We start from the raw sequence: 14,933 nt of genomic DNA on the forward strand, positions 1-14,933 counted from the left end.
TTAGTTTAAAAGGGGAGGCCGCAGTACTAGCGACCCCCGCTTCCAGTTTATTTCAGTGACGCTTCGTATTCTTTGTACTCGTCGTCAGTAGCTGGAACTTTGATGTCGCCAGCGATGATTTGTTTTTTGAAGTCTTCCACTTTCGTCAAGACGTCTTTCGCTACATTGTCTTGTGATGGTGCGATATCAACTCCGCCGTCTTTGAGACCGAACTCAACGACTTTACCAGCTGGGAAGTTACCGTCTTTCGTATCTTTTGCTACTTGTTCAACTGCTGTATCTACACGTTTGACCATTGACGTCAATGTAACGTTTTCTGGCATACCTTCTTCAACTTGGTCACGGTCGACACCGATTACCCAAACATCTTCGCCGTTTTTCTTACGGTTTTTCGCTTCTGTGAAGACACCTTGTCCTGTTCCACCAGCAGCATGATAGATGACGTCGACTTTTTTACCGTACATACCTGAAGCAATTGCTTGTCCTTTTTCAGCAGCGTTAAAGTCTTCTGCATATTGAACTTGGATGTCTGCTTTCGGGTTGACGGCTTTAACTCCAGCTTTAAATCCACTTTCGAACTTTTTGATCAAGTCAGAGTTAACACCACCGACGAAACCAACTTTGTCTGATTTCGTTGTCAAACCGGCAACAACACCAACGAGGAATGATCCTTCGTTTTCTTTGAAGACGATTGACGCAACGTTTGGTTTGTCAACGACCATATCAACAAGTGCAAAGTTGTTGTCTTTGAATTGATCCGCAACTTTACCGATATCTTCTGCCATCAAGAATCCGATACCTAGAATCAAGTCATATTTCGCACGCGCCAATTGCTGAAGGTTCGGTTGGTAATCCGATTGTTTCGCTGACTGGAGGTACTTGTATCCTGTACCTTCTTTTAAGTCGTTGTCTTTACCGAATTTCTGAATCCCTTCCCACGCTGATTGGTTGAACGACTTATCGTCAACACCGCCCGTATCTGTAACCATACCTACTTTGAAGCCTGCTTTTTCGTCTCCGCCGCTTGAATCTTTCGAATCATCGTTACCACCACATGCTGCGAGTACCGAACTCATTGCTAAACCTGTTGCTGCTAATGCGAGAAGTGACTTCTTTTTCATCTGAAATAATCCCCTTTCGAATATGGTCATACAAAGTTCCTGACTACGTCAAGCACCTGAGGCTGGTGATGAGGAGCGTTACGTAGGTAGGTAGGTGGAAAGCGCTTTCAGTGGAACCCCTAAAACGAGTGGTTAGACACGCTTACGGATGACATGGAAATCAAACTTGTCCGCACGGAAATAGTTCGCTGAATAAAGAACGGATCGGTCAAGCTCATCATAATGCGTTTGCCGCAGTACGAGTAACGGTTGGTCCGTATGTAATTGTTCAGCGATCTTTGGATCAATCCGCGGTTCGATGTGCGTGACCGCATGAGTGACACGGCGTCCTAATTCTTTTTCTAGAGCGTCAAACAGTGACGTCGAAGACGTAAACTGTTCTTCATTTTTAATATAATGGCTTGGAATCTTATCGACACAATAGACGACAGGAACATCTCCCGCAAGTCGGATTCGTTCGATTCGATAAACCAGTTCATCCGGTCCTAACTGAAAACGTTCTCGATCACGTTCAGTTGGTTGTACCATTTCTGATGACAGAACTTCTGAGGTCGGAATCATACCTGCACGCGCAATCATCTCCGTGACACTGTAAAGCTCCTCAATCCCTGAAGTAAACGGTGGTCTTGCATTGATAAACGTACCGACACCGTGTTTACGGATGACAATGTTCTCATCTTCAAGAATTCGTAAAGCCTCTCGAAGAGTCGCTCGACTAACGCCAAGTTGCTTTGAAAGTTCAAACTCTGAAGGTAACTTTTCGCCTTCCTTGTAAACGCCGTCATCGATGTCAGACTTGATTTTTTCAATCACACGTAAATAAAGCAAACGATGATCTAATTTAATCGACATGACGCATCTCCATCCTCTATCTAGTTGTAACCAGTGCTCAGACTTCTGACGTATGAGAACTCCAGCCAAGATAAGTATATGATGCCGGACTCAATCCTGCAATCATTTTGTAACAGGTTAGAAGTCTGACTTCTGGCGCTTTTGTAACCCTTTTCATAACGTAAATAAGATTGGAAGAAAATAGGGCATTCTACCTAAGAATACCCCTTTTCCACCTGTCGCTTATTGTTCAGGGACAACTGTTTTTCCTTCAACAACAGCTTTTTTGGCTTGTTCGACTTTTTTCAATGTCTCTTTTGACAGCTTGTCTGACTCTACTAAATCGACACCTTGTTCTTTTAAACCGTAACGAATCGTTTTCCCACCCGTTAGTTTTCCGTCTTTCGCCGCATTGGCTGTATCTTGAACCGCACGATCTACTCGCTTGATGACCGATGTCAACGTCACGTCTTCCGGCATACCTTCTTCTTTTTGATCCCGGTCTACTCCGATGACTGAAACATCTTCGCCGTTCTTCTTACGGTTTTTCGCTTCTGTGAAGACACCGTTTCCTGTTCCGCCGGCAGCCGGGAAAATAATATCCGCGCCTTTTCCGTACATTCCGGCTGCGATTGCTTGTCCTTTTTCCGGTGCTGCAAAATCCTCAGCGTATTGGACGTCAACTTTGATTTTTGGATTAACGGATTTTGCCCCTGCTTCGAATCCGGCACGGAATCGCTCAATGACATCCATCTTCATGCCGCCGACAAATCCGATGTGGTCCGTTTTTGTCTGCATGGCCGCTACAATTCCCGCAAGATAAGCGCCTTCGTTCTCTTTGAACGTAATTGATGTCACATTTTTACCCGGTACGACATTGTCGACGATGGCAAATTGAGTATCCTTAAATTGTTTCGCTACAGTCTCGATGTCTTCGTTAAACGTATTCCCGATTCCGAATACTAAATCTTCCCCGCCTCGTGCGAGTCGAGACAAGTTCGGTTGGTAGTCTTGTTGGGACTTAGACTGAAGATAGGAGTAGCCTTCATTTTGCTTAAGCTGATTTTCTTTTCCGTACGCTTGAAGGCCTTCCCATGCCGACTGGTTAAATGACTTGTCATCGATTCCGCCTTTATCGGCAACCATCGCTACAGAAAACTGTTCCTTTTTACTTGAATTGTTGTCCGCCGAACCTCCACATGCTGCTAATCCGACTGTCGCAATGGTCATCATTGATACGAATGCATACTGCTTTTTCATCATCGCCAACTCCTCTTCCTGTAATGTGAGCGCTTTCATTATCTATTTGTGAAAAAGTCGCTCACGTACCTTTATCGGGTACGCCAACTCATATGACTGAGTATGACAAATATCCCGCACAAAATCAACAGACGTCTGACAACTATTTTGATGAAAACGGTTTAAGTTTTCATTTTTTGATTTTCACCTAAAAAAAGAGGACAAAGCCTCAGGTGGCTCTCTCCTCTTTCAACTGTTAATGCCCCATGACACGACGCGGTTTTGATCCTTCAGACGGACCAATCAAACCATTTTCTTCTAACGCATCAATCAGTCGGGCGGCCCGGTTGTAGCCGATCCGATATTTCCGTTGAATCATCGAGGTGGATGCTGTCTCCTGTGTCAAGATGAACTGAACGACTTCATCGTATAACGGATCGTCGACTTCCGTCTCCCCTTCTGGAATATCTTTAGGAATCATAGCCTCGACATATTGTGCCTTTTGTTGGGAAATGACATGATTGACGATTGTTTCGACTTCTTCATCTGACAGGAATGCTCCCTGGACGCGAACCGGTTTATTCATTCCGTTCCCGAGCAATAACATGTCCCCTCGTCCGAGCAACTTGTCTGCCCCACTTGTATCAAGAATCGTCCGGGAATCCGTCCCACTGGAAACGCTGAAAGCAATCCGGGACGGGATGTTGGCCTTGATGACGCCGGTAATGATGTCGACACTTGGCCGTTGTGTCGCGATGACCATGTGGATCCCGGCTGCCCGCGCCATCTGAGCGAGCCGCATGATGGCATCTTCGACTTCATTTGAGGCAACCATCATCAAATCGGCTAACTCATCAACGATAACGACGATGTACGGCAGGCGTTGATGGACTTTTTCCTCTGCGTTCATCTTATCGATCAAGGCATTGTAGCCTTCGATATTCCGCGCCCCGTTCTGACTGAAGATTTCATACCGCCGTTCCATTTCCGAAACGACCTGTTTTAAAGCCTGTGCCGCTTTCTTCGGATCTGTCACGACAGGTGCGAGCAGATGGGGAATTCCGTTATAGACATTCAGTTCGACCATCTTCGGATCAATCATCATCAGCCGGACTTCATCTGGCCGGGCCCGCATTAAAATCGAAACAATCATTCCGTTGATACAAACAGATTTCCCGGAGCCGGTTGAACCGGCGACTAAGACATGCGGCATCTTATTCAGCTTCGCTGTGACCGTCTCACCGGAGATGCTTCGACCAAGCGCAACAAGTAAGCGATCCGGGTCTGCTTGAACGCTCTCCGCCCCTAAGACCTCTCGTAAAGAGACCATCGCGACTTCCCGGTTCGGCACTTCGATTCCGACGGCAGCTTTTCCGGGAATCGGTGCTTCAATCCGGATATCTTTTGCTGCGAGCGCAAGTGCCAAATCATCGGCCAGTCCGGTGATTCGACTCAGCTTGATACCTTGATCCGGTTCAATCTCATATTTCGTCACACTTGGCCCAAGATGGATTTTTAAGACTTTTGCTCCAATTCCAAACGACTTTAACGTAGCAATCAGTTTCGTCGCATTGTCTTTTAAGCGCTTGTTTTCCCCTGATAAGTCTTTTGTGACGGGTTCTGACAGTAAATCAAGCGACGGCAATTGATACCCGTCCGGTGTCTCCGTCATCGTCAGCGGTCCTTGTGGGTCTTTCGCTTGTGGTTCGACATGATCCGCAAATCCGATGATTGGTACATCTTGAAGATTGACCGGTGCTTCTTCCGGGACGAGTTCTTCGACGGCTTGGTTTTTCAATGTTTTCTTTTTATCAACCGGTTGTTCTAGCGCTTCTGACTGGGTTGGTTTCTTTTTCTGAGGACGTTCTTTTGCTACTGTCTGTCGCTCGCGTTGCCGGAATTCCTGAATTCGTTCCTTGATCCCGAAAGCCAGTTCACTGAAAAATGTCGGCTGAAGCAGATGAATACCTGTCACCATCAGAAATAAACCGATCATAAATGCCCCAAAACTGGAGATATAATAAGAGGAACCTTGATACAGCCATGCATTCATGGCCCCACGCGGTTGACCAAGTAGCAAATCAATCCAGATTAAGCCACCTAAAATTAAGGAAGACCAGGCCCATTTGGCTACCCGTTCTTGGTTTGATAAGAACAGTAACAACATTCCGCCAATCAAACCGTACAGAAGGGAACCAAACTGTCCCACCTGATCTGTTGCGAATTGCGCCAGTACTTCACCGACACGTCCAAACTGTCCAAGTGCTAAAACGTACGCCAGCAATGAAAGAACCGCGATGATTGCTGCATATGTACGGTACTGGATCGGTTGACGCTGTTTTTTCGCGGATGGCCGTTTTTTCGCCGGGGTGCGCTTTCGTGGCGGTGTTTTCCGGACCGGTCCTTTTTTTGTTGTCGCCATCTTTCTCTGACCTCCTGATAAAAAAACGACTCAGCTGACCATCCATCGGCCTCCCTGAGTCGCTCCTTTTGTTAAATTTCCATGATGATCGGTAAAATCATCGGACGACGTTTCGTCTGTTCATACAAGTATGAACTTAACTTGTCACGAATCAATGATTTCATTTCTGTCCAGTCGAGCTCACCAGTCAATTTACCTTGCAGTTGCTTGGCAACGATACGGTTGGCTTCATTGATCATATCTTCGGATTCGCGCATATAAACGAATCCGCGGGAAATGATTTCTGGCCCGGAGACAATCGTTTTATTTTTTCGGCTGATGGTAATCACACAGAGGACAACACCGTCTTGTGACAACAGGCGACGATCACGTAAGACGATGTTTCCGACATCCCCGACACCGATTCCGTCAATCAGGACGTTTCCGGCGTTCACTTTACGTGACATCCGGGCTTTCCGTTTTTCAAACTCGACGACATCCCCGTTTTCGATGATGAAGATGTTGTTCGCATTGACACCAACCGTTTGTGCTAAACGGCTGTGTGCCTTTTGCATCCGGAACTCCCCGTGGATGGGAACGAAGAATTTCGGTTTAATCAAGTTCAGCATCAACTTCAAGTCTTCTGCGTGTCCGTGACCGGATACATGAACTTTCCGCTGATTGTAGATGACGTTCGCACCTGCGCGGAACAAGAGATCAATTGTTTTCGAAACGGATTTCTCGTTTCCGGGAATCGGTGACGCTGCAACGACAACGGTATCGTTTAAGCGGATGTTGACCTGCTTATGCGCGTTCCGTGCCATGCGTGTGAGAGCTGCCATCGGTTCACCTTGCGACCCCGTCGTTAAAATCACAACTTGATTATCATCAAGTCGATTGATTTCCGACAGTTCGACCAACGTTTTTTGTTTAAAGCGCAAGTAGTTCAAACGTTGAGCGACCTCCACGATATTGACCATGCTGCGACCGACAACCGCAACTTTCCGGTTGTTTGCTTCTGCCGCTGCAAAGACCTGTTGCAGACGGTGAACGTTTGATGCGAAGGAAGCTACGATGACGCGACCTGGTGCCTCATAGATGACATCGTTCAGTTCCGAACCGACCGTTGATTCTGAGCCGGACATACCAGGACGTTCGGCATTCGTCGAATCAGACAACAGACAGAGGACACCGCGCTGACCGATTGCGGCAATCTTCCCGAAATCAGCTTGTTTGCCGTCGACTGGTGTGTAGTCAAATTTAAAGTCTCCCGTATGGACAATCGCCCCTTGCGATGTTTGGATACATACCCCGACTGCATCCGGAATCGAGTGATTAACACGGAAGAACGTAATGAAGTGACCTGCTACGGTTAATTTCGTCTTGGCATCAATTGGACGAAGATCTGCCTTTTTCAATAAACCGGCTTCTTTTAATTTAATTTCAATCAAACCAAGCGTTAAACGTGTTCCATAAACCGGTACTTTTAAGTCCCGTAAGACATAACTGAGGGCACCAATGTGGTCCTCATGTCCATGAGTAATGAAAATCCCTTGAATCCGCTCTTTGTTTTCTTTTAAATAACTAATGTCTGGAATGACTTTATCGATTCCAAGCATCTCATCTCCTGGGAACATTAACCCGGCATCGATTACGAAGATGTCCTCGTCGAGTTCGACGACGTACATGTTCTTACCGATTTCACCGGCGCCACCAAGAGCAAAGACGCTTACTTTTTCCGTCTTTTTCTTTGACACGATATGACCTCCTATTTATATTCACTTTTCGTGAGCCGTCCACTTATCACTATCACTATTCTAGCCGAACTTTGCCATTCTGCCAACAACAGGGATGGTGAAAACGAAAAAAAACATCGTGTGACCACTCTTTCGGTCCACACGATGTTCGTTTTACGGATTCAACAGCTTCTCGATTTCCTCTGTTCGGTTTGCTTTTTCCTGTCTGCTCGGTTTCTTGCCTGCTTGAAGCTCGTTCAAGGAATAACCGAATGTCATCTCGAAGTGCGGATAATCGACAAATCGTTTCCAGTCGCCGCCCCATTCAAAGCCAAGCGCTTTCCCGACAGCAGCCACCTCACGCCAGTCACTTTTACCTGATTGATTTCCGTCGTATTCTAAATCGTAAGAAATATCTCCGTCTATCATTTGAACGAAGTCAATCGCTAAACCATAATTGTGCATCGATTCTCCGCCGCGCGCGTTGGTTACTACGTCTCCTGCTTGTGAGCGGCCTTGTTCATACAGTGCATCCTGCTTTTTTTTTGTCCGATACCCTTGTGTGATCCGGATATCAATGTTGTAGCAGGAATGACTGAGACGAATCAAATCCTCCGCACCGGTACGGACTGCCGGATGAAGTTGCTTCAATTGATTGGCACTGTCGTTAATGAGACGGTTCTCGCCGGCACGGTCTCGTGGACAACTTTCCAGCCCTAACTCCGGCTGATCCATCAAAATGCTTGGCATTCGATTAGTAGACGCGGCAAGAAAGGATCCGATGGCAAACATGACCAGCAGGAACAAAATCCAGATGAAGATTGTTCCCCGTTTCATTAGCGGCGTAACTTCTTCCGAATTTTTTGAAGAATCGGCAATCCTGTTTCAAGCAACAGATATAACGGCTTGTTCAGGACATAGTCGAATTCTCCGATTTTTTCAATCATTTCACTGCCCCAACCTGACTTAAAGGCATAGAGACCCGCATAATGATCGTCCGGATCCGTTGATCCACTCACACCGCCAAAGTCATATGAAATGGCTCCGTGCGCTTTCGCATGACGCATCATCGTCCATTGCATCAAGTGGTTCGGCATGAATTCACGGTATTCGTTTGACGAGGCACCGTATAGGTAATACGACCGGCGACCGGCAAGCGTCAACAAACCGCCTGAAAGAATCACTCCGTTTGGATGTTTTGCCGCAATCGCCATCAGTTCAGTTTTCGATTTCTCTGCCTTTTCAATCTGAGCAGTCGTCTGTTCGAGTCGATTATTCAAACTGTTGATTTTTTTTTCGACCGTTTCTTTTTCCAGCTGACGGTGGATTTTCGTTAACTCCTTATCTGCTTGTAATAAGGCTGCTTCCGTATTTTCAAGCGCCCGGACGACATCCAGTTTAGTTAAAAACAATGCCGCATCTCCAGTCGGACGAAGATGATCGTAAAGATTTTCAAAGTAATCGAGACCGCGAATCGAAAACCCATCACGTTCTCCTGTTTCGACCATCAGGTTCGCAAATGTTTTTAACTCTTCCCGCGATGCTTCGTAACAAACAATCCCTTTTCGTTCGGCCAAACGGACATTATAACGAAACTTGGAATGGAAACGGTCAAAGATTTCTTTTTCCGACCCTTCAAGACTTGTCTCCATCGTAAAGCGCGGTTGCGCATAATCAAATCCGCCTCCGAATCCGTTGTGCTTAAATCCGAGTTCCTTCATTTCTTGAAGCAAGTTCGGATATTCCGTCCGGTCGACGTTCGGATCGAGTTTAATCGTAATCGCTTTTCGTTTTTTTGCGACTCGAATCGCCGCATCCCGTAATGCCGCAACGGCTGACTGATCTGTATAATCAACGACAAATCCGCGTGGAGCATAACATAACGTAAACGGTAATTTCGGAACTTTTTTAAACAATAACAATGCGACCCCGACCAGCTGACCGGTTGACGTTCCGACCGCAATCCGTTCATGCGTCCAGCCAGTTGCTGCCTTGACGGATCCCCAAGCAGGTAACTGGAGAAGATCTCCTTTCGGGTGGGTTTTTACAAACTGTTCAAACTGCGCCTGTTCAATTTCAAGTTGTTGATAAGTCACTTCTTTTCCTCCAATTGGCGTATCATCTCTTTAACGAGTACCTCTTCGTCGAGGGGTGTCTTCTCATCCCCAATGATTTGATATTTTTCATGCCCTTTTCCTGCTAGAATAACGATGTTGTCCGGTCGAGCAAGACTCGCTGCGTAGCGGACTGCTTCTTCCCGGTCTCCGATTTCAACGAATTGATCGTGAAGCATCCCGGATGCGATTCCGGATGTGATGGACTCATACGATTCAAAACGGGGATCGTCCGTCGTGATGACGACTGTTCCCGCGTACGTTGAGGCAAGTTGTCCCATCATCGGCCGTTTGGTCACATCCCGATTTCCGCCTGTTCCAATTAAAAAGACGATATTTTCTTTTGGAACATCAACTAATGCTTTCAAACATTGTTCGATACCATCCGGCGTATGCGCATAGTCCACATAAATGTTGTAACCGTCAATCGGCAAACGTTGCATCCGACCTTTTGCCGGCTGAATCTGAGTGATCGCATTCGAAATCTCAGTTAAACTGTAGCCGATTGAAAGAAGGATGCCTGTGGCAAGCAGTAAGTTATAGACGTTGAATCGACCGATGAATTGAACAGTCAGTTCGACCGATTGTTCCTGATAAACCATCGTAAATGTTGTTTCCTGAAGCGTTTGTGTAATATTTGTAGCCATCAAGTCGGCCCATTGATCAATCCCGTATGTCATGACACGGGCACCCGTCATCATCTCAAATAACTGACTGATCTCATCATCTGCATTCAAGACTGCGACTTTTTTATCGGATAGCCGTTGCCCGAGTTGTGCAAAGAGCAATCCTTTTGCCCGTGCATAATTCTCGAATGTTTTATGGAAATCGAGATGATCGTGTGTCAGGTTCGTAAACCCAGCCACGTCAAAATCTGTTCCGGTCACCCGTCCGAGCTCCAATCCGTGTGAAGAGACTTCCATGATGACGTCTTCGACGCCTTCTTGGTGCATTTGATGGAAAAAGGCTTGCAGTTCCGAACTTTGAGGTGTCGTATTACGACTCGGGACGACCCGGTCACCAATTTTGACTTCGACGGTACCGATGATTCCCGTTTTCCGTCCCAACTGGGCCAAGACATCACGGACGATCGTCGTCGTCGTCGTTTTTCCGTTCGTTCCGGTGATTCCGATCATCCGCATCTTTTCAGAAGGATAATCATAAAACTTACCGGCAAGTTCTGCCATCGCCCGGGTCGTACTTCTGACAAGAATGACAGGAATCGTCACATCGAGCAAGCGTTCTGACACGATGGCGACAGCCCCCTGTGCTTCGGCCTGTTTGGCATAATCGTGTCCATCCACTGTATAACCTTTAATGGCGACAAATAATGTACCTGGCTTCACATCACGTGAATCGGTTGTTAAAGACGTCACGACTGCCTCTACCATACGTTCCGTTTTTTGAGTCTGAATGACTTCGATTAGTTCAGCTAAATTCAAGGGTATTCCTTCTTTCTCAACAACTTGTTTTTCAGTTACATGCTATTTCAGTGTAGGGTAAGGTTCACTCGGTTTCAAGGTCTGCCTCATCGATTTCCGGCAAGATGTAAGCTTTAGCCGGTGGTTCACTAAAGATATACGCAATCATTTCCTGAACGTTAGCAGGCGTAATCTGTTCCACTTCTGCCAGTACATCTTCTAGCGTCGGATGCATTCCTAAATGGAGTTCATTCCGGGCATTACGGTTCATATGACTGGATATACTCTCATTTCCTAAAATCAACGATCCTTTTAACTGCTCGATTCCATCTTCTAGCTCTTTCGTCGTCAGACCATGTTCGAGCAGTTGTTTGATTTCCGTTGAAAGAACGGTTTCAACTTCTTCCAGCGTTTCTTTTGATGTTCCGACATAAATCGTAAACGTGCCATGATCATCGAATGTCGTATAGTACGAAAAGACGGAATAGGCTAATCCACGGTCTTCGCGAATCGATTGGAACAGGCGGCTCGACATCGTCGCTCCGAACGCATTATTGAGTAAGGCTAACGTCGGCAAACGATCATCAGCAGAAGGGATTGCTCGGAAGTTATAACAAACATGGACTTGTTCCGTGTCTTTTTCTTTCCGCAACGTGTCACTTTTCAAAGTCGGTTCTTCAATTTGGCGGACGGTTTCACTTGTCCGCAGTTTACTGAACCGATTTTTAATTTGTGTAATCAATTCATCCGTCACATGCCCTGCAACCGAGATGACGATTTGTTCCGGTGCATACGCTTCCTGCAGGTACTCTACAATCATTTGACGGCTCAGTTGCTTGACGCTTTCTTCCGTACCGAGAATCGGTCGGGCCATGACGTCTTCCCCGTAAGCGGCCACTGCTAACAGTTCGTGCACCAAATCATCTGGTGTATCTTCGTACATTTTAATTTCTTCAATCACGACCCGCTTTTCTTTTTCCAGTTCCTCTTCGTCGAACGTCGACTCCAAAAACATGTCAGCGAGGACGTCAAACGCCGTGATGGCATGTTCATCCAATGTCTTTACATAATAACAGGTCTGATCTTTACTCGTGAATGCATTAATATTACCACCCAAGCGGTCAAAATAAACGGCAATTTCTTTTGCCGATTGTTTTTTCGTCCCTTTAAACATCATGTGTTCAATCAAATGGCTGATGCCATGTTCTTCTTTGGTTTCCGTCCGGGAACCGGCTTTGATGAAAATACCGGTTGCTACACTCCGGGCATTCTCGATCCGTTCACTGACGATTCGAACCCCATTCTCTAATACAAGTCTTTCGACCATCGTTCATTCCTCCTTGAAATATGAAACAAGGTGGCCCGCGGTGCACGTATTCGCACCGTTGAGCCACCTTTGTTTTCATTAGTTACGACGCGGTGGACGTTGTCCGTCACGTGGTGGGCGAGATCCAGTATCCCGACGCGGCGGGCGGCTGTCACGCTCTGTTTTTTTCTTTTCATCGTATGCAGCACGATCTTCCGCACTCATACCTTCAACAAGCAATACTTTATGCGATGCATTGACACGTCCTTTGTCATCGACTTCTGTGACACGGACTTTCAATTTATCGCCTAATTTGACGACATCTTCAGTTTGGCCAACACGCTCAAGTGCTAATTCCGAGATGTGTACAAGAGCATCTTTTCCTTTGAATAGTTCGACGAAAGCACCGAATTTTTCGACGCGGCGAACTGTCCCGTCAAATTCTTCTCCGATGACGACTTCACGGACGATATCTTCAATCAACTGACGAGCACGATTGATGCCGTCTTGATCCGTTGACGCGATAAAGACTGTTCCGTCTTGATCGATATCGATTTTAACACCCGTCTCATCGATGATGCTGTTGATGACTTTACCGCCGGGTCCAATCACATCACGGATTTTATCCGGATTGATTTTCAATGTGACGATTTTCGGTGCATATTTAGACAACTCGACACGTGGTTCAGCAATGACTGAATTCATGTGTTCAAGGATGTGTAAACGACCGAGACGCGCTTGTTCAAGCGCCTCTTCTAAAATTTGACGCGTAATTCCGCCAATCTTCATATCCATTTGAAGAGCAGTCACTCCGTCTTTAGTTCCTGCGACTTTAAAGTCCATATCGCCGAGATGATCTTCCATGCCTTGAATGTCTGTCAGGATCGAATAGTTTTCGCCTTCTTTAATCAAGCCCATTGCAATTCCGGCGACCGGTGCTTTCAGCGGCACACCTGCATCCATCATCGCAAGGATTGATCCACAAATCGATGCCTGTGAAGACGAACCGTTTGATTCAAGAACTTCTGACACGAGACGAATCGTGTAAGGGAAATCTGTTTCTGATGGAAGAACTGGTAACAGTGCACGTTCCCCGAGTGCTCCGTGACCGATTTCACGACGACCCGGTGCACGCATCGGACGAGCTTCTCCGACTGAGAACGGCGGGAAGTTATAATGGTGCATGAAACGTTTTTCTGCTTTGAGTCCAAGTCCATCGATGATTTGCGCATCTCCTGCGACACCGAGCGTCGCAACAGACAAGACTTGTGTTTGACCACGTGTGAACAAACCTGAACCGTGTGCACGTGGTAACAATCCGATTTCCGAGTCAAGCGGACGGATTTCAGCAAGACCACGACCGTCTGGACGGACTTTGTCTTCTGTAATCAAACGACGTACTTCTGTTTTGACGAATTTGTTCAAGACACCCGATACTTCTGCCAATTGCGCTTCCGTAATCGAATCATCTGCTGCGTACTGATCGATATATTTCGAAATGACTTCGTTGATGGCAAGATCGCGTGCTTGTTTTTCTTCGACTTGAACCGCCATCGTCACTTCTGCAAGTGCATCAGCTTTCAAGCGGTTGACAAGAGTCTCGTCAAACGAAGAAACCGTATAGGCGAATTTCTCTTGACCAACGGCTGCGACGATTTCTTCTTGGAACGCAATCAATGCCTTGATGACATCATGTCCGAGAAGAATCGCTTCAAGCATCGCTTCTTCCGACACTTCTTTTGCTCCGGCTTCGACCATGTTGACCGCATGTTTCGTTCCGGCAACTTGAAGGTCGATATCACTTTCAGCTGCTTGACTCATTGTCGGGTTGATGATGAACTCACCGTTCACGCGACCAATCGTCACGCCGGCAATCGGACCATCAAATGGAATGTCTGAAATCGACAAGGCAATGGAAGCCCCGATCATCGCTGCGACTTCTGGTGAATTGTCTTCATCTGAAGATAAGACCGTCGTTGCAACTTGGATGTCATGACGGAATCCATCTGGGAACAAGGGACGGATTGGACGGTCAATCAAACGTGATGTCAAAATCGCGTTTTCGCCCGGACGTCCTTCACGTTTTAGGAAGCCACCCGGAATCTTACCTGCTGCATATAATTTTTCTTCATAGTTCACTGTTAATGGGAAGAAATCTAAGTCTTTCGGTTGTTTTGATGCTACGACCGTCGCAAGGACTGCCGTCTCACCGTAACGGATCAATGCTGCTCCGTTTGCTTGTTTGGCCAGTTGACCGATTTCAATTGTTAATGGACGTCCACCGAGTTCGGTCGAAAACGTCTGCTTTGTTTGTGACATGCACAAATCCCCTCTCACTTCTATCCGTTTTTTCATTCAAATCTAATTATGGATGTTCTTGCGCCAAATGTCCACGAATCGGCAAAAAAAAGAAGCAGGAGACGATGCTCCTGCTTCCTTGTTGATCTGTTCGGATTAGCGACGAAGACCAAGACGCTCGATCAATGAACGGTAACGTGAAACATCCTTGTTACGAAGGTATGTGAGCAAGTTACGGCGACGACCAACCATTTTCAAGAGACCACGACGTGAGTGGTGATCCTTTTTGTGTGTACGTAAGTGATCGTTTAAAGTTGTGATCTGTTCAGTTAAAACAGCAACTTGTACTTCCGGCGAACCAGTATCGCCTTGTTTCGTAGCATAAGCTTCGATAATTTCATTTTTACGTTCTTTAGTGAGTGCCATTGTCACTCCACCTCCATCTTTTGAATGACCGTATTGCCGA

11 protein-coding genes are annotated in these 14,933 nt (G+C 46.5%); all 11 read right to left on the bottom strand.

Going from position 1 to position 14,933, the window contains the following annotated elements; genetic code table 11:
- Positions 1-47 precede the first annotated feature (47 nt).
- On the bottom strand, positions 48-1,121 hold the full coding sequence (locus AC3IRK_RS09665; protein WP_131502555.1) for a BMP family lipoprotein: 1,074 nt from the start codon (positions 1,119-1,121) through the stop codon (positions 48-50).
- 132 nt (positions 1,122-1,253) lie between these two features.
- Positions 1,254-1,973, bottom strand: coding sequence for a GntR family transcriptional regulator (locus AC3IRK_RS09670; protein ID WP_012370694.1), 720 nt, complete (start codon positions 1,971-1,973; stop codon positions 1,254-1,256).
- A 222-nt stretch (positions 1,974-2,195) separates the two neighbouring features.
- Positions 2,196-3,215 carry a BMP family lipoprotein gene (locus AC3IRK_RS09675; protein ID WP_131972528.1) on the bottom strand — a complete coding sequence of 340 codons (1,020 nt, stop codon included), beginning with the start codon at positions 3,213-3,215 and terminating at the stop codon, positions 2,196-2,198.
- A 232-nt stretch (positions 3,216-3,447) separates the two neighbouring features.
- Positions 3,448-5,613 carry a DNA translocase FtsK gene (locus tag AC3IRK_RS09680; protein WP_489169913.1) on the bottom strand — a complete coding sequence of 722 codons (2,166 nt, stop codon included), beginning with the start codon at positions 5,611-5,613 and terminating at the stop codon, positions 3,448-3,450.
- Positions 5,614-5,684: 71 nt separating this feature from the next.
- The gene (locus tag AC3IRK_RS09685; protein ID WP_114595533.1) at positions 5,685-7,349 is read right to left on the bottom strand and encodes a ribonuclease J; all 1,665 of its coding nucleotides are present in this window, start codon (positions 7,347-7,349) and stop codon (positions 5,685-5,687) included.
- Between the two features lie 153 nt (positions 7,350-7,502).
- Positions 7,503-8,165, bottom strand: a complete 663-nt coding sequence (locus tag AC3IRK_RS09690; RefSeq protein ID WP_489169914.1) for a M15 family metallopeptidase — start codon at positions 8,163-8,165, stop codon at positions 7,503-7,505.
- Positions 8,165-9,424: a lipid II:glycine glycyltransferase FemX gene (locus AC3IRK_RS09695; RefSeq protein WP_131502559.1), complete on the bottom strand. Its 1,260-nt coding sequence runs from the start codon at positions 9,422-9,424 to the stop codon at positions 8,165-8,167. The genes AC3IRK_RS09690 and AC3IRK_RS09695 overlap by 1 nt, the downstream gene beginning before the upstream one ends.
- Entirely contained in the window at positions 9,421-10,884 is a 1,464-nt protein-coding gene (locus AC3IRK_RS09700) for a UDP-N-acetylmuramoyl-L-alanyl-D-glutamate--2,6-diaminopimelate ligase (protein WP_489169915.1), read from the bottom strand. Before AC3IRK_RS09700 ends, AC3IRK_RS09695 begins: the two co-directional genes overlap by 4 nt.
- Before the next feature lie 64 nt (positions 10,885-10,948).
- Positions 10,949-12,190, bottom strand: a complete 1,242-nt coding sequence (locus AC3IRK_RS09705; RefSeq protein WP_489169916.1) for a M16 family metallopeptidase — start codon at positions 12,188-12,190, stop codon at positions 10,949-10,951.
- Positions 12,191-12,268: 78 nt separating this feature from the next.
- Complete coding sequence (gene pnp / locus AC3IRK_RS09710; RefSeq protein WP_114595528.1) at positions 12,269-14,488, bottom strand: polyribonucleotide nucleotidyltransferase; 2,220 nt, start codon at positions 14,486-14,488, stop codon at positions 12,269-12,271.
- Positions 14,489-14,623: 135 nt separating this feature from the next.
- The gene (rpsO, locus tag AC3IRK_RS09715) at positions 14,624-14,893 is read right to left on the bottom strand and encodes a 30S ribosomal protein S15 (RefSeq protein ID WP_012370703.1); all 270 of its coding nucleotides are present in this window, start codon (positions 14,891-14,893) and stop codon (positions 14,624-14,626) included.
- Positions 14,894-14,933: the final 40 nt, after the last annotated feature.

This window comes from Exiguobacterium sp. GL_137 (assembly GCF_057834585.1).

Excerpts from the sequence above, each read along its gene's own strand:
- AC3IRK_RS09680 (WP_489169913.1), bottom strand. The coding sequence starts at position 5,613 with ATGGCGACAACAAAAAAAGGACCGGTCCGGAAAACACCGCCACGAAAG.
- AC3IRK_RS09705 (WP_489169916.1), bottom strand. The coding sequence starts at position 12,190 with ATGGTCGAAAGACTTGTATTAGAGAATGGGGTTCGAATCGTCAGTGAA.
- AC3IRK_RS09670 (WP_012370694.1), bottom strand. The coding sequence starts at position 1,973 with ATGTCGATTAAATTAGATCATCGTTTGCTTTATTTACGTGTGATTGAA.
- AC3IRK_RS09675 (WP_131972528.1), bottom strand. The coding sequence starts at position 3,215 with ATGATGAAAAAGCAGTATGCATTCGTATCAATGATGACCATTGCGACA.
- pnp (WP_114595528.1), bottom strand. The coding sequence starts at position 14,488 with ATGTCACAAACAAAGCAGACGTTTTCGACCGAACTCGGTGGACGTCCA.
- AC3IRK_RS09665 (WP_131502555.1), bottom strand. The coding sequence starts at position 1,121 with ATGAAAAAGAAGTCACTTCTCGCATTAGCAGCAACAGGTTTAGCAATG.
- AC3IRK_RS09690 (WP_489169914.1), bottom strand. The coding sequence starts at position 8,165 with ATGAAACGGGGAACAATCTTCATCTGGATTTTGTTCCTGCTGGTCATG.
- rpsO (WP_012370703.1), bottom strand. The coding sequence starts at position 14,893 with ATGGCACTCACTAAAGAACGTAAAAATGAAATTATCGAAGCTTATGCT.